Origin of the sequence: Anoxybacillus mongoliensis (assembly GCF_014201515.1) — a bacterium.
Classification (GTDB): domain Bacteria; phylum Bacillota; class Bacilli; order Bacillales; family Anoxybacillaceae; genus Anoxybacillus; species Anoxybacillus mongoliensis.
The window spans coordinates 24,257-50,464 of the sequence record NZ_JACHEQ010000009.1; the positions used below are offsets into that span (position 1 = coordinate 24,257).

Annotated in this window: 24 protein-coding genes; 17 read left to right on the forward strand and 7 right to left on the reverse strand. The window is 38.2% G+C overall.

What is annotated here, in order from left to right; genetic code table 11:
- Positions 1-561 (forward strand): DUF2140 family protein, encoded by a 561-nt coding sequence (locus HNR43_RS09245; RefSeq protein ID WP_183243263.1) that lies wholly within the window; start codon positions 1-3, stop codon positions 559-561.
- A 30-nt stretch (positions 562-591) separates the two neighbouring features.
- On the opposite strand, the gene HNR43_RS09250 is transcribed toward HNR43_RS09245, so the two are convergent.
- Complete coding sequence (locus tag HNR43_RS09250) at positions 592-1,956, reverse strand: RsmF rRNA methyltransferase first C-terminal domain-containing protein (RefSeq protein ID WP_183243265.1); 1,365 nt, start codon at positions 1,954-1,956, stop codon at positions 592-594.
- Entirely contained in the window at positions 1,956-2,537 is a 582-nt protein-coding gene (gene plsY, locus HNR43_RS09255) for a glycerol-3-phosphate 1-O-acyltransferase PlsY (RefSeq protein ID WP_183243267.1), read from the reverse strand. Before plsY ends, HNR43_RS09250 begins: the two co-directional genes overlap by 1 nt.
- A 137-nt stretch (positions 2,538-2,674) precedes the next feature.
- Between plsY and HNR43_RS09260 the strand changes: the two genes are divergently transcribed.
- The 7 genes from HNR43_RS09260 to treR all read left to right on the forward strand — a co-directional run bounded on the left by HNR43_RS09260 (position 2,675) and on the right by treR (position 12,007).
- A complete protein-coding gene (locus HNR43_RS09260) occupies positions 2,675-3,079 on the forward strand; it encodes a CoA-binding protein (RefSeq protein ID WP_183243269.1) in 405 nt (134 codons plus the stop codon).
- A 122-nt stretch (positions 3,080-3,201) separates the two neighbouring features.
- The gene (gene parE, locus HNR43_RS09265) at positions 3,202-5,175 is read left to right on the forward strand and encodes a DNA topoisomerase IV subunit B (RefSeq protein ID WP_183243271.1); all 1,974 of its coding nucleotides are present in this window, start codon (positions 3,202-3,204) and stop codon (positions 5,173-5,175) included.
- A 4-nt stretch (positions 5,176-5,179) separates the two neighbouring features.
- The gene (gene parC, locus HNR43_RS09270) at positions 5,180-7,576 is read left to right on the forward strand and encodes a DNA topoisomerase IV subunit A (protein WP_183243273.1); all 2,397 of its coding nucleotides are present in this window, start codon (positions 5,180-5,182) and stop codon (positions 7,574-7,576) included.
- Between the two features lie 68 nt (positions 7,577-7,644).
- A complete protein-coding gene (locus HNR43_RS09275) occupies positions 7,645-8,031 on the forward strand; it encodes a PilZ domain-containing protein (RefSeq protein WP_246346289.1) in 387 nt (128 codons plus the stop codon).
- A 156-nt stretch (positions 8,032-8,187) separates the two neighbouring features.
- A complete protein-coding gene (gene treP / locus HNR43_RS09280) occupies positions 8,188-9,591 on the forward strand; it encodes a PTS system trehalose-specific EIIBC component (protein WP_183243277.1) in 1,404 nt (467 codons plus the stop codon).
- Position 9,592: 1 nt separating this feature from the next.
- Positions 9,593-11,257, forward strand: a complete 1,665-nt coding sequence (gene treC / locus HNR43_RS09285; RefSeq protein WP_183243279.1) for an alpha,alpha-phosphotrehalase — start codon at positions 9,593-9,595, stop codon at positions 11,255-11,257.
- A gap of 27 nt (positions 11,258-11,284) precedes the next feature.
- On the forward strand, positions 11,285-12,007 hold the full coding sequence (gene treR, locus HNR43_RS09290; RefSeq protein ID WP_183243281.1) for a trehalose operon repressor: 723 nt from the start codon (positions 11,285-11,287) through the stop codon (positions 12,005-12,007).
- A gap of 162 nt (positions 12,008-12,169) precedes the next feature.
- On the opposite strand, the gene rpmG is transcribed toward treR, so the two are convergent.
- Together rpmG and speE are read right to left on the reverse strand one after the other, a co-directional pair.
- Positions 12,170-12,319 carry a 50S ribosomal protein L33 gene (gene rpmG, locus HNR43_RS09295; protein ID WP_183243283.1) on the reverse strand — a complete coding sequence of 50 codons (150 nt, stop codon included), beginning with the start codon at positions 12,317-12,319 and terminating at the stop codon, positions 12,170-12,172.
- 48 nt (positions 12,320-12,367) lie between these two features.
- Positions 12,368-13,216: a polyamine aminopropyltransferase gene (speE, locus tag HNR43_RS09300; protein WP_183243285.1), complete on the reverse strand. Its 849-nt coding sequence runs from the start codon at positions 13,214-13,216 to the stop codon at positions 12,368-12,370.
- 242 nt (positions 13,217-13,458) lie between these two features.
- On the opposite strand from speE, the gene HNR43_RS09305 reads away from it, so the two are divergent.
- The 8 genes from HNR43_RS09305 to HNR43_RS09340 all read left to right on the forward strand — a co-directional run bounded on the left by HNR43_RS09305 (position 13,459) and on the right by HNR43_RS09340 (position 21,198).
- On the forward strand, positions 13,459-14,277 hold the full coding sequence (locus tag HNR43_RS09305; RefSeq protein ID WP_183243287.1) for a formate/nitrite transporter family protein: 819 nt from the start codon (positions 13,459-13,461) through the stop codon (positions 14,275-14,277).
- Positions 14,278-14,370: 93 nt separating this feature from the next.
- Positions 14,371-15,270 carry a formyltetrahydrofolate deformylase gene (gene purU / locus HNR43_RS09310; RefSeq protein ID WP_183243289.1) on the forward strand — a complete coding sequence of 300 codons (900 nt, stop codon included), beginning with the start codon at positions 14,371-14,373 and terminating at the stop codon, positions 15,268-15,270.
- A 155-nt stretch (positions 15,271-15,425) separates the two neighbouring features.
- Entirely contained in the window at positions 15,426-15,800 is a 375-nt protein-coding gene (locus HNR43_RS09315) for a replication termination protein (RefSeq protein WP_003397201.1), read from the forward strand.
- 61 nt (positions 15,801-15,861) lie between these two features.
- On the forward strand, positions 15,862-16,125 hold the full coding sequence (locus tag HNR43_RS09320; RefSeq protein ID WP_043966402.1) for a metal-sensitive transcriptional regulator: 264 nt from the start codon (positions 15,862-15,864) through the stop codon (positions 16,123-16,125).
- A gap of 195 nt (positions 16,126-16,320) precedes the next feature.
- Complete coding sequence (locus HNR43_RS09325) at positions 16,321-17,142, forward strand: AAA family ATPase (RefSeq protein WP_425486535.1); 822 nt, start codon at positions 16,321-16,323, stop codon at positions 17,140-17,142.
- Positions 17,143-17,152: 10 nt separating this feature from the next.
- Positions 17,153-19,057, forward strand: coding sequence for a vWA domain-containing protein (locus tag HNR43_RS09330; protein WP_183243293.1), 1,905 nt, complete (start codon positions 17,153-17,155; stop codon positions 19,055-19,057).
- A 302-nt stretch (positions 19,058-19,359) separates the two neighbouring features.
- Entirely contained in the window at positions 19,360-20,793 is a 1,434-nt protein-coding gene (locus tag HNR43_RS09335) for an alanine/glycine:cation symporter family protein (protein ID WP_183243294.1), read from the forward strand.
- A gap of 210 nt (positions 20,794-21,003) precedes the next feature.
- Positions 21,004-21,198 carry a hypothetical protein gene (locus tag HNR43_RS09340; RefSeq protein ID WP_183243296.1) on the forward strand — a complete coding sequence of 65 codons (195 nt, stop codon included), beginning with the start codon at positions 21,004-21,006 and terminating at the stop codon, positions 21,196-21,198.
- Between the two features lie 227 nt (positions 21,199-21,425).
- Here HNR43_RS09340 and HNR43_RS09345 read toward each other — a convergent pair whose 3' ends face one another.
- The gene (locus tag HNR43_RS09345) at positions 21,426-21,839 is read right to left on the reverse strand and encodes a ferritin-like domain-containing protein (RefSeq protein WP_246346290.1); all 414 of its coding nucleotides are present in this window, start codon (positions 21,837-21,839) and stop codon (positions 21,426-21,428) included.
- Positions 21,840-21,975: 136 nt separating this feature from the next.
- Here HNR43_RS09345 and HNR43_RS09350 point away from each other — a divergent pair, with 136 nt between their 5' ends.
- Entirely contained in the window at positions 21,976-24,057 is a 2,082-nt protein-coding gene (locus HNR43_RS09350) for a DNA topoisomerase III (protein WP_183243298.1), read from the forward strand.
- Positions 24,058-24,107: 50 nt separating this feature from the next.
- On the opposite strand, the gene HNR43_RS09355 is transcribed toward HNR43_RS09350, so the two are convergent.
- Together HNR43_RS09355 and HNR43_RS09360 are read right to left on the reverse strand one after the other, a co-directional pair.
- Positions 24,108-24,983, reverse strand: coding sequence for a GNAT family N-acetyltransferase (locus HNR43_RS09355; protein ID WP_183243300.1), 876 nt, complete (start codon positions 24,981-24,983; stop codon positions 24,108-24,110).
- Between the two features lie 60 nt (positions 24,984-25,043).
- Positions 25,044-26,138 carry an SDR family oxidoreductase gene (locus HNR43_RS09360; protein WP_183243302.1) on the reverse strand — a complete coding sequence of 365 codons (1,095 nt, stop codon included), beginning with the start codon at positions 26,136-26,138 and terminating at the stop codon, positions 25,044-25,046.
- Positions 26,139-26,208 lie beyond the last annotated feature (70 nt).

Here is a 26,208-nt window from a genome sequence, read left to right on the forward strand (position 1 = left end):
GTGAAGTGGAAAGTATTGTTTTTTGGATTATTAGGAATAAATAGTTTAGTGGTGGCGTTATTATTTTTTTATATGTTTCAACCATCTTCTTCCCCAAATATTTCAAACATAAACGGAGAAGGTCCAACATTTACCGTTCAAACGTCTAAACAACACATGAATACGTTAATTAGAGATTATATTCAGAAGCATAAAAAAGAAGGCGAATTGTCTTATGATGTTCAATTAGCTGATCGTCTGTACGTAACAAGCACCATTCCGATATTCGGAAAGTCAGTCGATTTGACCATGGCATTTGATCTAAATGTTGATGAAAGTGGGAACATTATACTAGATCATCCAATAATGACGTTCGGACAGCTTCGTTTGCCTGTTCCATATGTATTGGCGTATATAGAAAAGCATGCTTCTCTACCAAATTGGGTGAAAGTGGATGCGAAAAAAGAGCGCATTTATATTGTTGTGAGTAACATTCGCATAAAAGAAGGATTCGTGTTAAAGGCGAAAACGTTCGATTTAAATAAAAATGATATCACCTTTACAGTCACTATAACAAAATAATAAGGATGTCTCTCATTACTGAGGGACATCCTATTTGATTCGTAATCCTTTAGGATAAAAGTTTTTTACAACTCCTTTGACTTCTTTGCCCCAACCAAGTGGATATCCATCAATAGTGACTAATATCCACCCCCGATCGTTATTCGTCTGTAATGTTTCTCCTTTCATATATCGGAGACTTTCTTCAAACGTGAGAGACAGATATGTTTGTACTTGCTGTTTTGTTAATGCCATTGCTAATGCGTGGTTTGGTTCAAAACGATTTTTTTTCCATTCTCCGATATGAAGACCAGGGCGAACGACTTTTAAGCCGTCTAAACGTGGGCATAAATAAGGAAGAGCAAATATATGCGTCCCAAATGCGTAAAGCGTCCCATCTATTGTCGTTTGGATTATATTGTTTATAAACGTTTCATAATCACGCCGTATTGCTTTAGATACGTTAGAAGTGGCTACTTTTCCATTCCATCGTTTTGCTTTTCCTCGTTTGCGCATTTTGGCAACGAAATGTCCTTCTCCTTGGAGATGATGAGGCCAAAGCCTTGCAGTATGTGCGATTTGTTCGTTATATGTGTTCGTCCAATTGACAACACCTGGTTGAATCCCGTGTTCTTTTTCGATTGGAACGAGTTCCATGTCGTTGTAAGTCGCTAAAAACCAGTCGATGATTTGCTCATTTTCTTCTGGGGAGAATGTGCACGTCGAATAAACGAGCGTGCCTCCTTCATTTAACATCTGATAAGCACATGATAAAATGTGTCGTTGTGTTTGTGCACATTTTTGAACGTGTTCTAAACTCCAAAATTCGATCGCTTCCCCATCTTTTCGAAACATGCCTTCTCCCGAACATGGGGCATCCACTAAAATTTTATCGAAAAATCCTTCAAATGTTTCCGATAATTTTTCAGGAGTTTCATTTGTCACAACAGCATTTGTAATTCCGAGTCGCTCAATATTTTCAGATAAAGCTTTGACGCGTTTTGGATGGATTTCGTTTGCTAGTAAAAATCCTTCGTTATTCATTAAGGCAGCTAACTGTGTTGTTTTTCCTCCTGGTGCTGCACATAAATCGAGCACTCGCTCTCCTGGAGATGGTGAGAGCACTTCAGCTACGAACATGGCACTTGGTTCTTGAATGTAGTACAATCCAGCAGCATGGTACGGATGTTTCCCAGGCTGAGCGTTGTAATAATAAAATCCTGTAGGACAAAAGGGGATCGGCTCAAGTTCCCATGGGCTCATGTTTAAAAATGTCGATGGTGATACTTTCAATGAATTGACCCGCAAACCATTGACTTTTCCTTCATTGTATGTCGCAAAAAAACGCTCCGCTTCATCTTGAAGCAAAGCATTCATTTTGGTTACAAATTCTTTTGGTAAATGACATGTAGCCACTATAACCACTTCACTTTCGGTTCTGTTTTGTTTAAAATACGCTTAATATTCGCTCGGTGACGATAAAATACAAAAAGTGTTAATAATATGACGACAATGCGCAAAGGAACATCATCGGTCCATACAAATGCATAAGCGGTCGCATACACGCCTGTTAACATGGACGAAAGCGAGACGTATTTTGATATATATAGAATGAGAAAAAAGACAGCTAACATCGTCATAAAGAGAACGGGTGAATAAAATAACAATACTCCACCAGATGTAGCAACCGCTTTTCCACCGCGAAATTGTGCAAACACCGGATATGTATGACCAAACACAGCACACATACCTGTAATAAGCGGGTGAATATCTACAGAAAACAATACAGGCAAACTTGCGGCTAATGTCCCTTTTAAAATATCCGCAATCGTAACAATTAATCCCGCTTTTACACCGAGTACGCGAAACGTATTTGTTCCACCTAAATTGCCGCTCCCATGTTCACGTATGTCCACTCCGTACCCTACTTTTCCAACGATCAACGCGAACGGAATTGAACCGAGTAAATAACCGATGATCATAAGCAAAATAGACATCCTATGCACCCTTTACCTCGTTAATATTGCCCCATACAGAGGTCATGCTTTTATTGTAACATGCTTTTTTAAAAAATGAAGGCAGGATTATTTTTTTATATGAAGAAATACTAGTTTATCATAGGGAGGTAGATGACATGAATCCAAGTCGTGAACAAATCAAACAAATTTTAAATAAGGCAAAGCGAATTGCTGTGGTAGGATTGTCAGATCGTCCGGAGCGTACGTCTTATATGGTTGCAAAAGCGATGAAAGAAGCAGGATATGAAATCATTCCAGTTAACCCGCTTATTAAAGAATGGGAAGGTATTCCGGCTGTTGCTACGTTAACAGATATCGAAGGACATGTAGATATTGTAAATGTGTTTCGTCGCTCCGAACATTTACGTGAAATCGCTGAGCAATTTGTTCAGATAGATGCAGACGTGTTTTGGACGCAATTAGGTGTATATGATGAAGAGGTGTACCGTGATTTAACTGAAAAGGGTTATACCGTTGTGATGGATCGCTGCATCAAAGTAGAACATGCGCTCACACGGTAAAAACGACCATTCTTTTTGTAATGGTCGTTCTTTTTCTTCATGACGTTGGACGTTTTACGAATGTATGTTAAAATAGAGAAAGTCGAAAAAATAGAAACAAATGTTCTTGTTATGAAAGGGGAATGATTGTGACAGATAAGCAGCTTCTTACATATAACGAAGACGCTATTCAAGTGTTAGAAGGGTTAGAGGCGGTTCGTAAACGGCCGGGGATGTATATTGGAAGTACAGATAGTCGTGGTTTGCATCATCTTGTATATGAAATTGTAGATAATGCAGTTGATGAGGCGCTTGCTGGATACGGGAAGCGTATTATTGTAACGATACATAATGACCAAAGTATTAGCGTGCAAGATGAAGGGCGTGGGATGCCTACAGGTATGCATAAGTTAGGGAAGCCGACTCCAGAGGTTATTTTGACAGTGTTACATGCTGGGGGAAAATTTGGTCAAGGTGGATATAAAACGAGTGGTGGTTTGCATGGTGTTGGGGCTTCGGTTGTTAATGCTTTGTCTGAGTGGTTAGAAGTGACCATTCAACGCGATGGATTTATATATTATCAACGGTTTGAAAACGGCGGAAAGCCTGTGACTACACTCGAGAAGATTGGGGTAACAAAACATACAGGAACAACAGTTCGATTTAAACCAGATCCAACGATTTTTAGTACGACGACGTTTCATTATGAAACGATTAGCGAACGATTGAGAGAATCTGCATTTTTATTAAAAGGCTTAAAAATTGAATTATACGATGAACGAACAGGCTTGCGCGATACGTTTTGTTACGAAAGTGGAATTGAGGCGTTTGTACAATATTTAAACGAGGAAAAAGACGTCCTGCACCCTGTTGTATTTTTTACCGGTGAGCAAAGTGATATTGAAGTCGAGTTTGCCTTCCAATTTCATGACGGATATGCAGAAAACATGCTTTCATTTGTAAATCATGTCCGAACGAAAGATGGAGGGACGCATGAAATTGGGGCAAAAACAGCGATGACTCGCGTGTTTAATGAATATGCACGAAAAGTAGGTTTATTGAAAGAAAGGGATAAAAACTTAGAAGGAACAGACATCCGCGAAGGATTATCTGCTATCATCTCTGTTCGCATTCCAGAAGCACTTTTGCAATTTGAAGGGCAAACGAAAGGCAAATTAGGAACACCTGAGGCTCGTTCGGCTGTTGAAGCGGTCGTTAGTGAAAAACTGACGTACTTTTTAAATGAAAATCCAGATGTTGCAACGATGTTAATTAAAAAGGCGATTCGTGCGTTTCAAGCGCGTGAGGCTGCACGAAAAGCACGGGAAGAAGCACGATCTGGAAAAAAGCGCAAAGGAAAAGAACATGTATTAAGTGGAAAATTAACCCCTGCCCAAACACGAAATCCACAAAAAAATGAATTGTATTTAGTCGAGGGAGACTCGGCGGGTGGCTCAGCTAAACAAGGTCGTGATCGTCGTTTTCAAGCCGTCTTGCCTCTTCGCGGCAAAGTCATTAACACAGAAAAGGCGAAACTAGCTGATATTTTTAAAAATGAAGAAATTAACACAATTATTCATGCCATTGGCGGTGGTGTAGGGGCTGATTTTTCGCTCGATGATATTCACTATGATAAAGTCATCATTATGACTGACGCAGATACGGACGGGGCACACATTCAAGTGTTGTTGTTAACTTTTTTTTACCGTTACATGCGACCACTCATCGAAGCTGGTAAAGTGTTTATTGCCCTTCCACCACTTTATAAAGTAAGCAAAAAAAATGGCAAAAAAGAAGTGGTTGAATATGCGTGGACAGATGAACAACTACAATCCATTTTGAAAAGGATCGGAAAAGGATATACGATTCAGCGATATAAAGGACTTGGTGAAATGAATGCAGATCAATTATGGGAGACGACAATGAATCCTGAAACACGAACACTTATTCGTGTTCGTATTGATGATGCAGCACGTGCTGAACGTCGTGTAACGACATTAATGGGTGATAAAGTGGAGCCGAGAAGAAAATGGATTGAGTCGAATGTGCAGTTTGGTTTGGAAGAAGATATGAATATTTTAGAAAACGATCATGTGATGACAGCCGAGGGGGAATAAGGACGTGGAACGAGTATTAGATTTACCGTTTGAAGATGTATTAGGAGACCGATTTGGTCGATATAGTAAATATATTATTCAAGAACGTGCTCTACCTGATGTGCGTGATGGATTAAAGCCGGTGCAACGCCGCATTTTATATGCGATGTACGTAGACGGAAACACATCGGATAAGCCGTTTCGTAAATCGGCTAAAACAGTCGGAAACGTCATCGGTAATTTTCACCCACATGGTGATTCTTCTGTATATGAAGCGATGGTGCGCATGAGTCAGGAATGGAAGGTAAGAAATGTACTTATTGAAATGCATGGAAATAATGGAAGTATTGATGGAGATCCGCCTGCAGCGATGCGTTACACAGAAGCAAGATTATCTGCCATTGCATCGGAATTGTTACGCGATATTGAGAAAGAGACGGTAGAGTTTGTGCCGAACTTCGATGATACGAGTAAAGAACCTGTTGTATTACCAGCGATGTTTCCCAATTTGCTTGTCAATGGTTCAACAGGTATTTCAGCAGGTTATGCCACAGAAATTCCACCCCATCATTTAGGAGAAGTGATCGATGCCGTCATTATGCGTATCGATCATCCGACTTGTACGGTTGATGATTTAATGACTGTACTAAAAGGACCGGATTTTCCAACTGGCGGTATTATTCAAGGAAAAGAAGGCATTAAAACAGCTTACAAAACAGGAAGAGGAAAAATCATTATTCGTGGTAAAGCCACGATTGAGCAAGGAAAAGGTGGTAAACAAGCGATTGTTATTACAGAAATTCCTTATGAAGTGAATAAAGCGAATTTAGTTAAAAAAATTGATGAATTGCGTCTAGAAAAAAAATTGGACGGAATTGTTGATGTGCGTGACGAAACAGATCGTACAGGATTACGCATTGTCATTGAAGTGAGAAAAGACGGGAATGCAGAGGGCATTTTAAACTATTTATATAAAAACACAGATTTGCAAATCACGTACAATTTTAATATGGTTGCTATTCATGAGCGTCGTCCAAAACTACTAAATTTGCTGCAAATGTTAGATGCATATATTGAACATCAAAAAGAAGTGGTTGCTAATCGTTCGCGTTATGAATTACGAAAAGCAAAAGAGCGTGCTCATATTGTAGAAGGATTAATGAAAGCTGTATCCATTTTGGATGAAATCATCGCAACGATTCGAGCTTCACAAGATAAAAAAGACGCCAAAACGAATTTGATGAATCGATATGGGTTTACAGAATCTCAAGCAGAAGCCATTGTTACATTGCAATTATATCGCTTGACGAATACAGATATTGATGATTTGCGTGAAGAAGCAAATGCACTCCGTGATAAAATTGAGCAATTAACATCTATTTTAGAAAGTGAAAAAAAGCTATTATCTGTCATTAAATCGGAATTGAGAAAAATGAAAAAAACGTATGCCGATGAACGAAGAACAACCATTGAAGAAGAAATAGAAGACATTAAAATCGAAATGAACGTCGTGATTCCAGAGGAAGATGTGATCGTCACGGTTACAAAAGATGGATATATCAAACGAACGAGCATTCGTTCTTATAGCGCTTCTAACGGACAAGATATTGGACTGAAAGAGGGAGACAGGTTACTAGGGATGTTTGAGATGAATACCACACATACGTTGTTGTTATTTACAAACAAAGGAAATTACTTATATTGCCCTGTTTATGAACTTCCTGAAATTCGTTGGAAAGATCTCGGTCAGCACATCTCTAATATAATCCCGCTTGATCGGGACGAACAACTGACTAGTGCCATCCCAATCACGGATTTTGAAAACGGTTATCTATTATTTATTACAAAACAAGGATTGGTGAAAAAAACACATCTCGTTCATTATAAAGCGCAACGTTATTCTAAGCCGCTTGTTGCTATGCGATTAAAAGAAGATGATGAAGTTGTACATGTGTATCGAACAGATGGATTTGGACATGTATTTCTCATGACGCAATACGGATATGGTTTGTTATTTCAAGAAGAGGAAATTGGAGAAGTTGGTGTTCGGGCGGCAGGGGTAAAAGGAATCCATCTCAAAGATGGGGATTGGGTCGTTTCTGGTCAACAGGCAACAGACGAAAACATAATACTTGTAACAAAACGCGGAGCAATGAAAAAAATCGCTCGAACAGAGGTCGAACCGTCTACTCGTGCGAAACGAGGACAACTTCTCGTTAAAGAAGTGAAGACGAATCCACATCGAGTAGTAAACTGTCATTTCCTCTCACATGGACATGTTGTTTTAAAAACAGAGAAAGGGATAATTGAAGAAGTCAACGTTGACGAACTACGATTAAGCGATCGATATGGCAATGTGACATATGTGCTTGACTATGATGAAGTTGGTAATGTTACGGATACATGGGTGAAATGGTCATAATTCCCTTGCATTCATTTATGATTTCAATTATATTGAAAAAGGTATAGTTTGTGTGTGGGGGATTTATGATGAGATTTAAACGTCAAGAGCCTTTTCGATATCAGTTTGGTCAACCACTTCCATGTACGTTTCGTATTACACGCATTGGTGAACGAGAAGTCGAAACAGATAAAGGAGTAGCTGAAATTCACGATATTAGTCCACGCGGCGTTCGACTGGAGACAAATTTAAATTTACCGATTGACTCTGCAAAAGGTGAACTCGAAGTGGAGTTACAGTTTACGATTGTTGATCAACCAATAGCCGTTCGAGGCATTGTAATTTGGAAAAAAGCATACGCAAATGAGTTTCAATATGGTCTTTCATTAGAGATTTCAAAGCAAGAAGAAATGTCATTAATTGGTGAAATCAAGAGACATGCGGCGATGTATGCACGAAAAAAGGAAAGTAATTAAATGTGAAAAAGATGTCCACCCGGGCATCTTTTTTCTTTGAAAATTATTTGAAAGCGCTTGACTAACTTGTATATACAAGTTAGAATAAAGACAACACACAAACTTGTATATACAAGTTTGTGTGTTGTAAACGCTTTAACTGAGGAGGAATAAATGATGCGACAATCTGTGGAACAAATTGTTCAAGCAGTTGGTGGGAAAGAGAATATTATCGCAGCTACACATTGTGTCACACGTCTTCGTTTTGCGTTAAAAGATGAAGGGAAAGTGGATAAAGAAGCGCTAGAAAGCATTGATATTGTTAAAGGTTCATTTTCAGTAAACGGTCAGTTCCAGGTCGTGATCGGGCAAGGATTAGTTGATAAAGTATACAACGAAATGATTGAAACGACTGGTATTGGTCGAGCAACGAAGCAAGAAATTAAAGATGCCGCGGAAAAAAAGTTAAATCCGTTACAACGTGCCATTAAAACGTTAGCTGATATTTTTATTCCCATTTTACCTGCCATCGTCACAGCCGGCTTACTGATGGGGATTAACAACATTTTAACAGGTTCAGGAATTTTTTATGAAGAAAAATCGATTGTTGATGTTCATGAACAATGGCGCGATTTTGCTGATATGATTAACTTAATTGCTAATACAGCGTTCGTCTTTTTACCGGGATTAATTGGTTGGTCAGCAGTAAAAAAATTTGGTGGAAGCGAGTTGCTTGGAATTGTTCTTGGCCTTATGCTTGTTCATCCATCATTATTAAATGCATGGGCATACGCTTCCGCCGTGCAAGAAGGAACAGTGCCGTATTGGAATTTATTTGGATTTGATATTCAAAAAATCGGTTATCAAGGTCAAGTGTTACCGATTTTAATTTCATCATATGTGTTAGCGAAATTAGAAATATTTTTGAAAAAACGTATTCCAGAGGCGTTTCAGTTGTTGCTTGTTGCTCCAATTGCCTTGCTTTTGACAGGATTTATTTCTTTCATCGCTATTGGCCCTGTGACATTCGGCATTGCGAACGCTTTAACAGATGGTCTTGTCTCGCTATTTGATCGTTTTGCTGCATTAGGTGGACTTGTATACGGAGGATTATACGCTGTTCTCGTTGTTACAGGAATGCACCATACGTTTTTAGCGGTAGACTTACAACTGATCGGTAGTACAGGTGGAACATTTTTATGGCCAATGCTTGCGTTATCGAATATCGCCCAAGGTTCCGCAGCACTTGCGATGATGTTCGCTACAAAAGATGAAAAATTAAAAGGCTTATCTTTTACATCGGCTGTATCTGCTTATTTAGGTATTACAGAACCAGCGATGTTTGGTGTAAACTTACGATTCCGCTATCCATTTATTTCAGCTTTAATTGGTTCGGCAACGGCAGGGATTTTTATTACGATCAATAAAGTACGGGCATCTTCTATTGGTGTTGGTGGACTTCCTGGCTTTTTATCGATCTTCCCTGACAAGTGGGTACCGTTTTTCATCGGTATGGCCATTGTGCTTATCGTTCCGTTTACATTGACATACATCTTGGCAAAAACGAAAGGCGGTAAGTAATATGCATCCATGGTGGAAAACAGCGGTCGTGTATCAAATTTATCCAAAGAGTTTTAAAGATACAAACGGTGACGGAATTGGTGACTTGCAAGGAGTTATAGAAAAACTCGATTATTTACAAACTCTCGGGGTTGATGCCATCTGGCTCACCCCGATCTACGAATCTCCGCAGCGTGATAATGGATATGATATAAGCGACTATTATCGAATTTACGAGCCATACGGTACAATGGAAGACTTTGAAAAACTTATTGAAGAAGCGCATAAGCGCAACATAAAAATTGTAATGGATATCGTTGTAAATCATACATCAACAGATCATGAATGGTTCAAACAAGCGCGTTCATCGAAAGATAACCCGTATCGTCATTTTTACATTTGGAGAGATGAGCCGAACAATTGGCAATCGAAATTTGGAGGCTCTGCTTGGGAATATGATGAACAAACAGGGCAGTACTATTTACACTTGTTCGATGTTACACAAGCTGATTTGAATTGGGAAAACGAAGAAGTACGCAAGCGTGTATACGATATGATGCATTTTTGGTTACAAAAAGGAGTAGACGGCTTCCGTTTAGATGTTATTAATTTAATTTCGAAAGATCAACGATTTTTAGACGATGATGGTTCAACTCCTCCGGGTGACGGTAGAAAATATTATACAGATGGTCCACGCATTCATGAATTTTTGCAAGAAATGAATCGAGAAGTGTTTTCGAAGTACGATATGATGACAGTAGGGGAGATGTCATCAACGACAATTGATCATTGTATTTTATATACAAATCCTGATCGTCATGAACTGAATATGACGTTTAATTTTCATCATTTAAAAGTCGATTATCCAAATGGGGAAAAGTGGGCAGTTGCTGATTTTGACTTTCTACAATTAAAAAAGATTTTATCAGAATGGCAAGTGAATATGCATAAAGGCGGTGGATGGAACGCTTTATTTTGGTGCAATCATGACCAGCCACGCATCGTCTCTCGTTATGGTGATGATGTACGGTATCATAAAGAATCTGCAAAAATGTTAGCAACAACGATTCATATGATGCAAGGAACTCCTTATATTTATCAAGGTGAAGAAATCGGAATGACCGATCCAAAATTTGTACGAATTGATGACTATCGGGATGTCGAATCATTAAATATGTACCGAATATTAAAAGAGCAAGGAAAAAGTGAACAAGAGGTATTGCATATTTTACAGCGAAAATCTCGTGACAACTCTCGAACACCGATGCAATGGAGCGATGAGCAGCATGCAGGCTTTACAACAGGGACGCCTTGGATTTCTGTCGCGAATAACTATAGAGAAATTAATGTTCAACAAGCATTGCAAGATCCAACATCTATTTTTTATCATTACCAAAAACTCATTCAATTGCGTAAACAATACGACATCATTACAACAGGAGACTACGAACTTATTTTAGGAGATCATCCGTCCATTTTTGCATATATTCGCAACGGAAACGATGAAAAACTTGTTGTGATTAATAATTTTTACGGACAAGAAACGGTTTTTGAATGGCCAAAACATATAGATATAAGTGAATATACAAGTCAAGTTTTATTATCAAACTACGATGATTCACCAAATGAATTTAAGCAAATGACGTTACGTCCATATGAATCCATTGTTTATTACTTGAAAAAATAATGGTAAAATATTTTTCGGTGATAAACAATGAGCGAAAATAAATATTTATCGATTTACAATGACTTATTATCAAAAATTGAAAAAGGAATTTTTAAACCAGGGATGAAAATTCCTTCTGAAAATCAACTTGTTGAACAATATGAAACATCGCGAGAAACGATTCGAAAGGCGCTCAATTTACTTTCAGAGCATGGATATATTCAAAAAATTAAAGGAAAAGGTTCCATTGTATTAGATGTACGTAAATTTGATTTCCCGATTTCGGGGTTGATTAGTTTTAAGGAATTGGCACAAAAGCTTGGAAAGCCATCGCGGACAATTGTTGAGCAGCTTGAAATGGTCAAGCCTGATGAAGTGTTAAAAAAACATCTTCATGTCACAGCACGAGAAGATATTTGGAAAGTTGTGCGCGTGCGAGAAATTGAAGGTGAACGCATTATTTTAGATAAAGACTTTTTTAATAAAAAATTTGTTCCGTTTTTGTCTAAAGATATATGTGCGCGGTCCATTTATGAATATTTGGAGAAGGAATTGCAATTAAAAATTAGCTTTGCGAAAAAAGAATTTTTTGTGGAAGAATGCACAGAAGAAGATCGTATGTATTTAAACTTAAAACAATATACACACGTTGTCGTTGTACGAAATTACGTTTATTTAGACGATGCGAGTTTGTTTCAATATACAGAGTCCCGTCATCGTCTTGATAAATTTCGATTCGTTGATTTTGCGCGGCGCATTCATTTGCATTGAAAATAATGGTGTGGGCTCAAAAGAGCGGTAATGCTCCTGTATAGGACAATATGGAAAAATAGACCACCACTAAAACCTAGTAAAACCAAGGGTTTCAGAGGTGGTCTATTTCACATACCTCGGTGAAATTTAATCAAAAATGGGGCTTTTGAGTCAGCCCCATTATTTTGTTTCACGATGTAATGTACGGCGCTTGAGACGGGGACAATATTTTTTTAATTTTATCCGCTCTGGCTTGTTGCGTTTATTTTTAGTTGTTATGTAGTTACAATTGCCAGTTTCTATGCATTGTAAAACAACTTTCACACGCATATGGGCACTCTTCTTATTCGTCAACAATCGTAGTCAGAATCATTCCGACTACGATTGAAGATGTTCTTTCATAAATTGTGGAAGACAAAAGCATTGGTTTAATACATCAGCATTTGCGTATTTCGTTTGTTTTGCGAATGTGGTAAGGCGCTCAAATGAAACAGCTTGTTTTGCGCCAAGAGTAAAGCTCCATAGCCCACCAGGATAAGTTGGAACAGTAGCCGTATATACGTGAACGTGTGGGAATAAATGACGAATATTTGCATATGTTTGTTTTAATACGTCCATATGGAAAATTGGCGATTGACTTTGACAAACCATCATTCCATCTTCCTTGAGTGCTTCATGCACACTTTTATAAAAATCGTACTCAAACAATACTTGGGCAGGGCCAATGGGATCAGATGAGTCAATGATAATGACATCGTACGTATTCACGTGATCTTTAACGAATTGAACACCATCTTTATATACATACTGCACACGTGGATCTGAAAGATTTCCCGATACTTCAGGTAAATGTTCTTTACAAGCTTGAACAACAAGTTCATCGATTTCGACGAGATGTATTTCTTCTACCTCTTCATATTTCGCCACTTCACGAGCTGCACCACAATCGCCCCCACCAATAATTAAAACTTTTTTTGGCGACGGATGAAGAGAAAGAGGAACATGTGTAATCATCTCATTGTAAATATGTCCATCAATAGAAGTCGTTTGTACAACTCCATCAAGCACAAGCATTCTTCCGAAGTCATATGAGTCTAAAATCATCACATGTTGAAATGGTGAACGTTCTGAGTAAATGATCTCTTTAATACGATAACTAATTTTTAAATTTTCACGCTCATCTTCTGTTAACCATAGCTGTCCATTTTGCTCTTTTATATAGTTCATAGCTTCCTCCTCTAACAATGTATTTTGCACCTTTTTTATATTAATACATTTGTGCATGAGTTTGCAAAGGATGAGAACAGCAGGTAAAAAAATTGCAATAGCCATTTTATTCGCAAACGTTTACAAAAATAAAGTGTTGACAGTTCTTTTAACATTTACACAAATGCATTGAAAAACAGAAAAAAGAGGAGTAGGATAAGTGTGAAAAACATCACAAAAAAAGAAAGAGAAGTGAGAAAACAATGGAAGCTTTACAGACATGTAAAGAGCTCGCATTAAAGAAGCGATCCATTTTGCAAAAATCACCGCTTCAATACGTGATTCGTGCTGCTTTAGCAGGTGTATATATCGGGTTTGCTCTTATTCTTTGTGTTCGTTTGGGTCAATATTTTTACGAGACACATTCACCAGCAACATATTTAGTAAGTGGCATCTTTTTCGGTATTGCCCTTGTTCTTATTATGTACGGAGGGGCAGAGTTATTTACAGGGAATACAATGTATTTTACTGTGAGTACGCTTCAAAAAGAAACAACGATCGGAGATACGCTTCTCAACTGGATAATGTGTTATGGTGGGAACTTGCTTGGTGCGATTTTCTTTGCCTTTTTAATCGCACAGTCGGGTATTTTTCACGATATTCCGACGGATCATTTACTATTTGCGATTGCATTGAAAAAAATGCATGCAACAACGACACAACTGTTTGTCAAAGGGATTTTGTGTAACTGGCTTGTTTGTTTAGCTATTTTTATTCCGATGCAAATGAAAGAAGATATCGCAAAAATATTTGCGATGATTTTAATTGTTTTTGTCTTTTTTGCTTCTGGATATGAACACTCTATTGCAAACTTTGTTATTTTTTCACTTGCTTTGGCTGTTCAACACCCAGATACGATTCATGTGGCAGGAATGATCCATAACATCGTACCTGTAACGCTTGGGAATATCGTTGGTGGCTCATTATTTATGGGCGCGTTATACACATATCTTTCATCTAATAAACAGTTTACTCCTGCGTGGAAAGGGGCGTTTGGAGTAAGAAAAATATTGAATAAGTAAAAAATAGTCGGGATATGTTCTCGACTATTTTTTTATTTGTTATAATAAATGCTATTATTTTATCTCATTTTTCTGTTTACGGGGGGAGTTACAATGTATTTTCAACAAAAACATGTCCAAAAGTTTATGGACAAATATGAAGATCGGGCAAGGTTACTTATTTCATGTCCAGATCAACCAGGGATTGTGGCAGCCGTTACCACTTTTCTGTATGAACAAGGGGCCAATATTGTGGAGTCGAGTCAATATTCGACAGATCCTGAAGGTGGTACATTTTTTTTACGAATCGAGTTCGACGCCCCAAATATATCGAAAAGAAAAGAAGCGATAGAAGGAGAATTTGCAACAATAGCGCAACAGTTTGAAATGAAATGGCGATTGAGTTTACATACGCATATGAAAAAAGTGGCCATATTTGTTTCAAAGGAAGAACATTGTTTATTAGAATTATTATGGGAGTGGCAAGCGGGAGAGTTACTTGCAGATTTCGCACTAGTTATCAGCAATCATGAGCACATGAGAGAAATAGTGGAGTCGTTTGGAATTCCGTACTATTACATACCTGTGACAAAAGAAACAAAACAGGAAGCGGAAGAAAAACAAATACAGTTGTTAAAGGAATACGATATTGATGTGATTGTGCTTGCCCGTTATATGCAAATTTTGTCACCTCGTTTTGTTGCGACGTTTCCAGCGCGAATCATTAATATTCATCATTCGTTTTTACCAGCGTTTATTGGTGCTCGACCATATGAACAAGCTTATCGGCGTGGGGTGAAGTTGATCGGTGCTACTTCTCATTATGTAACAGATGATTTAGACGAAGGACCAATTATTGAACAAGACGTCGAGCGAGTCGATCATAAACATCATGTAGAAGACTTAAAACGAATTGGACGTATGATTGAAAAAACTGTTCTTGTTCGTGCACTAAAGTGGCACTTAGAAGATCGTGTAATTATTCATGAAAATAAAACGATTGTGTTCAAATGAAGGAGGGGGAATCCCTTCTTTTTTTTTAGAATTTACATAATAAAACTATGTTCTAAATAAAAACTGAATAAAAATAAAAATGTTCAATTATAATGGAAATAGAGAAGGATTTTTCTTTTTAGTAAAGAATGTGTCATGTGAAAGGAGGAGAAAGGATGAGTGAGAAAAGAAAACCAAGCGGATTTTTATTAAAACAACGTGCATTTTTAAAGTTATATTTAATTACTTTAACTGAACAAGAACGATTGTATGGATTAAAACTGTTAGATGTGCTTCGTGAAGAGTTTCAGCCATTTGGATATCGTCCAAATCATTCGGAGGTATACAAAGCGCTACATGATTTAATCGAAGATGGAATTTTAGAACAAGTAAAAAAGAAAAAAGAAGGAATGAAATATCAAGAGGTCGTTTATTATCGTTTCACCGAGGAAGGATATAAAAAAGCCCAACTGTATAAGAGACAATTAAAAACAGAACTAGATCGTTGTGAAGCGCTTATTCGTAAAGCGATTAAAGATAATTTTAGTTGACAAAACAATCATGTTTCATTTAATATACTGATAAGGGTATATGAAAAGGAGTTTGATGAATATGACATATGATAATCAAGTAAAGAACCGTTTAAAACGGATTGAAGGACAAGTTCGTGGTGTGCTTAAAATGATGGATGAACAAAAGGATTGTAAAGAAGTAGTTGCTCAGTTGTCAGCTATTCGTAGTGCTGTTGATCGCGCCATCGCGGTTGTTGTAAGTGCTAATTTAGAGCGTTGCATTCGCAAAGATGTAGAAACAGGATCACTAGAAAGCGAAAAACTCATTCAGGAGGCAGTTGAGCTACTCGTCAAAAGTCGATAATGCCGAGTGGCTCCCTTTTTCATTTGATTGTTAACATAATATAATTATGTTAAACATATCTTTCATTTGTACAAATTCGTTTATTTTTTGTACAATACGTACGTACAAAACATAGAAAGGAATGACATCATGATTTATACACAATCACTCACGCTTCCTGAAACAATTGAAGAGATCGTTAAAAAAAGAAGAGAGATGTTTAAAAATGAAATAAATGAACAAGTTGAACATATTGCATACACCCCCGCTCATGAGTCTATTATATATGACGCAATCATCGCCTTAGCGTTAGGAAAAAATGTGTTGTTAAAGGGGCCAACAGGATCAGGGAAAACAAAATTAGCCGAAACGTTATCGCTTTTCTTTGGACAGCCGATGCATAGCATCAATTGTTCGATTGATTTAGATGCTGAGGCGATGCTTGGCTTTAAGACCATTCAACAAACACATGGACAAGCGACGATTGAATTTATCCCAGGGCCTGTTATTCAAGCGATGACAAAAGGACATCTGTTGTATATCGATGAAATTAATATGGCTAAACCAGAGACGTTACCGATTTTAAATGGGGTGCTCGATTATCGAAAAATGATTACAAATCCGTTTACTGCTGAAGTCGTCAAAGCAAAATCAACTTTTGGTGTCATTGCGGCAATTAATGAAGGATATGTGGGAACAGTTCCTCTAAATGAAGCATTAAAAAATCGCTTTGTTATCATTGATGTACCATATGTTCAAGGGGAGACATTAAAACGTATTTTACAACAGCAAACGAAGTTAACAAATGAAACATTATTAAATCGTTTTGTTACACTGTCAGCGGATTTAATTGTTCAAGTGCAGCAAGGATTTGTATCAGAAGAAGCAGCTTCCATTCGAGCGTTAATCGATGCTTGCGATTTAGCGGTGTACATTCCACCACGACGTGCCATTGAACGAGCCATTGTCGAGAAATTAGAAGACGACCGGGAAAAAGCTGCGGTGCGCAACTTAGCCGAAACGTTGTTTGATGAATGAGGGTGGCTACATGAATCGTTTTATTATGTTTAATGATAAAAAAATCGATTCTTTTTTGTTTATGGAGCTATCTGATTTAGTGAAAACATTAACAAAAGATGAACAAATGGAACTCGAGTTTGGATACCAGTCGTATCTTGATCGACAGCATAAAAAAGTGATTGTTAGTCATTTTTGGGATAACCGCCCAAAAGAGCAGTACGTATACGGATTAAAAAGTGATTTGTTTTTGCGAACGATTGGAAACTTTTATAATACAAATGACAAAGATATTCTTCTTTTTCTTCATCAAATAAAAGCATATTCTATTCCGAGCTTTGCTAAACAGTTGTTCGTATTACTTGAAGATATACGATTGGAAGATATATGTCGGTATGTACGTCCTGGTACAAAAAAAGCGTTTGCTATTCGGAAACATGTATATCGACATTATTTCGAAACACAATGGAATGTAAATATGACAAAAAGTGTTTATACAGATGCGCTGTTTAATTATTTATATTTACTACTAACAGCGGAGCAACCCGTACACGATATTTTTCTTCCTGAACGTTTACGCTTAGCTCTTCCATTTGTTGAGCGTGAAATACGAAATGTATATGATGCAAAATCGACCGCGCATATTGCACGTATTGTACTTACCATGATAGATGTGTTAGATGAATTGTTAGATGCTGATATGTTAAACACATATTTTCATCTCCCGGAGTATATTTACGTTGACCAACAAGAAGATCTGGAGGATATTCGTCGCAAAGATCCATTGAAAAATTATGACGTACTTGATAAAAAGTCGGAAGATGAAAATATTTTTCAAGAGACGATGTATACATGGCATCGTGAAACGAGCGATATGACGGATAGTTTTTTACAGTTTGATCTCGAACAAGGTTCACAGACTGACTTACTCGGGGAAGGGGTTCGGCAAGGAGAAGCGGGAGATCAAGCACTTGGAATTGTACATGGTTCGTCACAAAAAACGACGCGTAACGATTATACACATCTAGAACAACAAGAGCAGCGCCAAGGACTTTTTGGGCGTTCGGAGCACGAATATGGCAAAGAAAATCGTTACGTTAGGCCGATATTTGTGGATGCCTTGCCACCGACAATCGAGCAAATGAAACAGTATGAATGTGACCGAGAAGCAATTGCACCGTATCAAAAAAAATTGACACGATCCATTGAAAAAGTGCTTGAACATAAAAAAATACACCCCCGTACAGATTTACATGCAGGACGTTTAAATAAAAAGCTACTACGCTTTTTTACGGAGGAACATCCGCGTTTATTTTATAAAAAACACGAAACATCTCCGTTGTTAGATGCTGTTTTTGTTTTGCTTGTCGATTGTTCTGCCTCAATGTATGACAAAATGGAAGAAACAAAAAGAGGAATTGTTTTATTTCATGAATCCCTTAAAGCGTTGCGAGTTCCACATAAAATCGTTGGTTTTTGGGAGGATACGAACGAAGCCACAGCATCTTATCAACCTAACTATTTTCAAATCGTTATTGATTTTGATGATTCTCTAAGAAAAGATCATGGAGCAAAAATTATGCAACTAGAGCCTCAAGAAGATAACCGTGATGGTTTAGCTATTCGATTAATGACAGAAGAGTTACAGAAAAGAAATGAAAAACAAAAATTTTTGCTTGTTTTTTCTGATGGAGAACCAGCTGCTTTCGGATATGATCAGAACGGGATTGTAGATACGCACGAAGCGGTTATAGAAGCGAGAAAATTAGGAATTGAGGTAGTAAATGTGTTTTTAGCAGAGGGGATAATTACCGAAAGTCAACAAAAAACGATTGAAAATATATATGGACATTATCATGTAATTGTTCCAAATGTAGAACAGTTACCGACATTTTTAGCCCCTTTACTAAAAAAATTATTGTTATACAAATTGTAAAAACACCCAGGATGACGGGTGTTTTTATGTTAATTTAAAAAATTTTTTAGTTAACAAAAAATTTTTTTAAAAAAAGATTGTATTTGAATAGTATGTGAGAAAATAAAAAACTTGTTATTAAGATTGTTTTGAAATAATATATAAAAATAATTTATTTTCAATTTTGTTCCTTTAACGCTGTAAAATGTATTCGTTTTTCTATTTTTTACTATTGACGCATAATTTTAATTTTCAGATAATACTATTACAAGATTAATAATCTTACTAATTATCTTAATTATTCATTTTTAAGGAGGAAGTGTATGGAGCTCATTAATCAAGTAGTCGGATTTCTAAACAACATTCTTTGGTCTTATGTTATTATCGGCTTGTTACTTGGTCTCGGTTTATATTTCACAATCGGGACAAAATTTGCACAAATTCGTTTGATTGGAGAAATGTTCCGCGTTTTAAAAGAAAAATCTCCTGAAGGAAAAGGGGATACTGAGATTTCTTCACTTCAAGCGTTTTTTATCGGTGCTGCTACACGTATCGGAACAGGTAACGTTGCTGGGGTTGCCATGGCTCTAGCAATTGGTGGCCCAGGAGCTGTATTTTGGATGTGGCTTGTTGCGATTTTAGGTGGAGCGAGTGCGTTTGTTGAAAGCACATTAGCACAAATTTTTAAAGTAAAAAGCGATGTTGGTTTTAAAGGCGGTCCAGGATACTATATGGAAAAACAATTGGGCGCGCGTTGGATGAGCACGATTTTCGCTTTTACAATTATCGCTAGCTTTGGACTAACATTTAACGCTGTACAAAGTAATACGATTGCCACAGCATTTAAAAATTCATTTAGCTTGAATCCATATGTAACCGCTTTCCTTTTAGCGGCATTAACAGCAGTAATTATTTTCGGAGGAGTTACACGCATTGCTCGTTTCTCTGAAATTATCGTTCCGATCATGGCGTTTTTCTACATCGGATTAGCGTTGTATGTGATGGTAACAAACATTACTGAAATTCCAGCGGTTATTGCTTTAATTTTCAAAAGTGCTTTCGGCTTAGAACAAGTTGTTGGTGGTGGTATGGGTGCCGCAATTATGATGGGAGTAAAACGTGGATTGTTCTCCAATGAAGCTGGTATGGGTAGTGCACCAAATGCAGCCGCGACCGCAACTGTATCACACCCTGTGAAACAAGGCTTTATTCAAGCGTTAGGGGTGTTTTTCGATACGTTACTTGTATGTAGTGCTACAGCATTTATCATTTTATTATCAGATACGTATAAAACAGGTGAACTTGTTGGAATTGAATTAACACAAGCAGCGCTCTCTGAACACTTCGGTTCTTGGGCAGGTATCTTCTTATCGGCAGCTATTTTCATGTTTGCTTTCAGCTCGATCATCGGAAGTTATTACTATGGTGAAGCAAACATTGAGTTTATTAGCAAAGGAAAAACAGCATTATTCGTTTACCGTGTGCTAGCTATTGGGATGGTTATTTTCGGAGCGCTTGCTAGCTTACAAATTGTTTGGGATTTAGCTGACTTAGCGATGGCGCTTATGGCGTTAACAAACTTAGTAGCGATTGGTTTACTTGGTCGTATTGCATTTAAAGCACTTGATGACTATATGGCGAAACGTAAACGCGGAGAAGATCCTGTATTTTATGCTGACGATATTGAGGGGTTAAAAGGTGTTGAATGTTGGCCAACTCGTCAAGAAGCACAAGTGAAAAAAGCTGTGGGGAAATAAGTTTGAACTCAAATTAGAACTCAAATTAAATAGGACAAGTCTAAGGTTTCCTTAGGCTTGTTTTTTATTTACACAATCCATTGTAAAAGTTTACAATGTTGTAACAGTTTCAATCTTTTTTGTAATACAGGTTTACATTATAATAATAATCGGAATGAATATTTGAAGATATACGAAGATATACAAAAGAAAAAAGAAAGGAGGATTTATATGAAACAGTACATTTTCACTTTTAGTACACACCATCAACAACCAGTTATATGGGAAGAAGCCATTATTGCAGATGGTATGATGGATGCGTGCATAAAAGCGAAAAAATTATGTCGTCAGTATGAACGAGAAAAACAAATCCCGATCCGTATTCAATACAAAGGTGTTCGCTACTATAATGAAGATATCGCATAAACGACATAAGAAAGGACGGATTTATGATTTATAGTGTTTGTTTCATCATAAGCCGCAGCTAGTTACTAACATATCCATGAGTAGCTGTGGCTTATAATTTTTTCTTTCGTCTCAAAAACAAAAGTTTACTTATTATATGAGATATAATTCATTTAACTTCCTATAATTTATGTTATGTAAACTAAAAAATGAATATGAAAGAAGGCAGGTTTTATTCTGCCCTCTTGTTATTCAGCTTTGGAAAAATAGTATACAAACCAAACAGCGTGATTTTGTTCATCAGCCGCCGCGCGCCGAAATACTTCTTTTATATACGGGTTCGTTGTATAGTCCGCAATTTCTAAATAAAAATCGACGGTTTTTTGTTCATCTTGTAATGCTAATTCTAGTCCATTTTTATAATCATTTGGGCATCTTTCAATCATTTTCGGTTGAGGTCGTCTTCCGGTCAAACTCATATAAATATACTCGAACTGTTGGAAATGTTTAATTTCATCTTGCCGAATTTCAAGAATTTGTTTTCGGATACTTTCCTCTGTTGCCAAATTAGCTAATGTTGCATAACAATGAATCGCACTATACTCCCCATTAATGGCTTTTTCAAGGTCCTTCATAAACCTTATATTGCTTTGTTCATCCATGATGAAAGCCCCCCTGTTTTTCCTCACTCTATCGTATGAGCCATTAATGGATGGGTGCATGTTCTTTTCTTATTTCCAAACCTCTCCCCTTTTCGCTATACTGAACAAGTAGTCTTATGCTTAGGAGGAAAATAGGATGAAATCACTTGTTCTTGCCGAAAAGCCGAGCGTGGCAAGAGAAATTGCTCGCGTGCTTGGCTGTCGGGAACAACATAAACATTACTTGGAAGGACCGAAATATATTGTCACATGGGCGCTTGGGCATTTAATCGAATTAAAAATGCCCGAGCATTATAATCCAACATATAAAACGTGGCGACTAGAAGATTTACCGATTATCCCAGAAAAAATGGGCCTCAACATCATTCGACAAACGAGCCATCAATTTCGGGGCATTGAGACACTTGCAAAACGCCCAGACATTAAAAACTGCATCATTGCCACCGACGCCGGACGGGAAGGCGAACTTGTCGCACGGTGGATTTTGCAAAAAATCGGTTGGAAAAAACCGCTCCTTCGCCTTTGGATTTCGTCGCAAACCGACCATGCGATTCGCGACGGGTTTCAACATTTAAAACCAGGAAAACAGTTTGATCGTTTATATGAATCAGCTGTTTGCCGGGCAGAAGCAGATTGGTTGATTGGATTAAACGTGACGAGAGCACTAACGACCAAATACAATGAACCCCTTTCTGCAGGTCGTGTCCAAACACCGACGCTTGCAATGATGATTGAGCGAGAAAAAGAAATTCAGTCGTTTCAACCGGTACCATATTGGACAATTCATGCGAACATTGGTGCTGTTGTTGCTACTTTAGAGCGAAACGGGGAAAAGCGGATTTTTTCGAAAGAGCTGGCGGAACAGCTATATGAAAAACTAAAAAACAAGCAAGCAACCGTTATTTCTATTGAACGAAAAGCAAAAAAAGAGTCACAGCCGCTCCCTTACGACTTAACTGAATTACAACGGGACGCAAACAAACGATTTGGCTTTTCTGCGAAAAAAACGTCAAGTGTGTTACAGCGGTTATATGAACAGCATAAACTCGTCACGTATCCGCGCACCGATTCGCGCTACTTAACGACCGATACGGAAAACACGATGTTTGATCGACTAGAGGCAATGAAATCTGGGTATGGAGACGAAATTGCTCCGCTTTTAAAACATAAGGGAAAAGTGATAGCTCGACGGGTATTTGATAATGAAAAAGTAACCGATCACCATGCGATTATCCCGACGGAAGAGCGACTAGATATCGGCAAGCTTTCTGCTGATGAACGAAAACTATATGATTTAATTGCTCGTCGCTTTTTAGCACTTTTTTATCCAGCTTGTGAATACGAAACGGTTCATGTTGTTTTTGATATCGCTGGCGAAGCGTTTATCGCGCGTGAAACACAAGTAGTAAACGTAGGATTTCGTCGCGTTTTAGAAAAACAAGAGGAAAAAGTAGCTTTCCCTACGTTTACAAAAGGACAACCGGTGTCCGTTCGGTTAGAGAAAAAAGAAATGCTGACAGAACCTCCTCTTCGCTATTCCGAAGCGGATTTGTTGTCACAAATGGAAAAATACGGACTAGGTACGCCAGCGACCCGCGCCGACATTATTGAACGCCTGATCGAAACAGAAACGGTCGAGCGGAAAAACGGGCGGTTTTACCCGACACCGAAAGGAAAACAATTAATTGAACTTGTAAACGAGGAATTAAAATCGCCACAGTTGACCGCAAAGTGGGAAAAAGAATTAGAAGCAATCGCCCGCGGAAACGGTGATCCGAAAACGTTCCTGCAAAACATCCGCAAGCAAACGGAGCGGTTAGTGACGGAAATAAAACAAAGCGATCGAACGTACCGTGCCCATAATTTAACTGGTTCAATGTGTCCAGAATGCGGGTCGTTTTTAAAAGAACGGGCGACAAAAGAAGGACGTATGCTTGTATGCTCGAATATGGCATGCCGATTTCGAAAACGAAAAGATCCAAAACTTTCGAACCGACGCTGCCCACAATGCAAAAAACGAATGGAAATTCATGAAGGAAAAGCAGGTGTCTACTTCCAATGCCGCCCTTGCAATGTCATTGAAAAAGCTGAAGAGCAGAAAAAAACAAAACTAGGACATAAGGAACGGGCGTTATTGAAAAAATATAGTGCCGAGAATGATTCGTTTGGCACAAGTTTAGGCGATTTGTTAAAACAGGTGTTGGAGAAAAAAGAGTAAAGCTCAAGGGATCGAAAGCTAAAGCTGTTGGAACAAGCCCAACAGCTTTTTTATCTCATCTGCTTCTGCATCCACACTTGTTTGACGGTTGTTTGAAAGCCGATTTCTTTTAAAAGTGAGTAGGTGGTCAACGAATAAGTAACCGGTATGTTTGCTGCTACTTTCACGACCTCGTCTGAACAAGTGCCGAACACGTTTGTAAGTAAAAATCGAAGGATATGTTCTGTATCGTTTCTTTCGGGGTGAGTTTCGCATTGAAATAAAATCGTTTTTTCATGCTTGCCTGTTGCGTCAAAAACACGGCGATAATATGCGTAACCGATGTCGCATCCCCGTTCGTCTTTTACAAGAAGCGCTTCGCCATTTTTGGCGCTTTGCCATTGCGTTTGCCACGGATGTAGCCCTTTATAAAACGAAAGATGGCTTATTTGTTGTGGAATAGTGATTTCCACTTGAAATGGTTCGTCCTCTAGTAAACGTGGCATCGCTTTTTGAAATTGCAAATATTCGAGTTCATCTACGATTTCATATCCGAACTTTTTATATAGTCCAATAGCTCGCTCGTTTTCGCTAATCGCTTCCAATGTTGCAAGCCCAATGCCTGCTTCTTGGTAAACGTCAAGTGTCGCTTCCATTAACGCCTTTCCAACCCCTGTTTTTCGAAACGCAGGTGCTACTCCTGTGCCACCGTTCCAAGCCATTGAAGTTCCTTTCCATTCACGAACGCCGTTTAGCACAATCCCAACTGGCTCGTCATGATAAAAAGCAATAATGGATAACGAAGGAGAAAGCCCTTCTCCTACTACTCGATGCAAAAAGCTTTCTATCGTCAGTTGAATCGGAAAATAATACCCTTCAAATCCATCGTTCCAAGCACGTACCGCTTCTTCTAACGTACATTCCGATAGCCGTTTTATTTGTAGCATATTCCCTCCATTATGCCGTAATGTTTTCTTTGGACGAAGCTTCTTTTTTCTGTTAAATGTCTAGTGAATCGTCAGCTGTTTGGTTGAGTTGTGTCGATGTTTTCGATAATAACGCGCCATCACAGGAATGACATCGCGGAAATCAGGGCAAGTAATCCCTATCTTTGCTAAAGTGTTGCGTGTATTTGTTGCATCATATATGGACGCACATTCGAAATATTCGAGCGCCTCTTTTTCTACGCGCAACCATTTACGAAGGAAGGAAAATGACATCGCCCATTTGACAAGACTCAGCGGCAGTATTCCTTTCGGTTCTTTCCCGAGATATTCGGTCATCATCATCCGATAAATGTCTCTCATTTTGTACGGGTTGGGATCGGTTAAATGATACGTTTTGCCAATCGCTTCGTCCGTATGTGCCAAATAGAGCGTCGCCTCGATAATGTAGTCAACCGGAACAAAATTTCCTTGCGCCTCCCCTTTGCCGAGATACGGAATGACAGGAAGGAACTTTAGACGCTCAAACATGTTGAGCATAAAATACAAACCATCAAATTTCATCGTTTCTCCTGTTTTTGAATGACCAACCACAATGCCAGGACGAATAATCGTCGTTGGCACGTTGTGTGCTACTTCACGTACAGCTAATTCTGCAAGAAATTTCGTTTCTTCGTAATGGTTCTTAAATGACTGTCCTTTATCAAGTTCATGCTCGAAAATCACTCCTTGTCGCGTTCCTGATACGTATGCAGTGCTAAAATATACATAGCGCTGCAAATGCGGAAGTAAGGAAACCCATTCATTCACTTGTTTTGTTCCCTCTACGTTGACCATTCGGGCAATGTGTTTAGGGACAGCCAAGTCGTAAATAGCTGCAAGATGGAATACGTGGGTGACTGACTGTGCCAGCATGTGAAGCTGTTTTTCTGAGAGTGCAAGGTTTGACTTAGTAATATCCCCTTCGATGATTTCCCATTTTGCCTGTGGAAAATGAGTGGAAGAACAAATTTTTTCTTTTTCTGCTATCGCTTTCTCTTTCATAGGAGGAAGCACCAATGTATATACTTTTTCTGGAGCCCATTTCGCAATTAACTCCTCAAGCAACATCGACGAAATAAATCCCGGAAATCCGGTAAAAAAATAAACATTCCCCACCTCTTTCCCCCCTGTTTCATTCTGGTCTAAAACACTTTGTCAATGATTTTATAAAATTTTCAAAACTCCT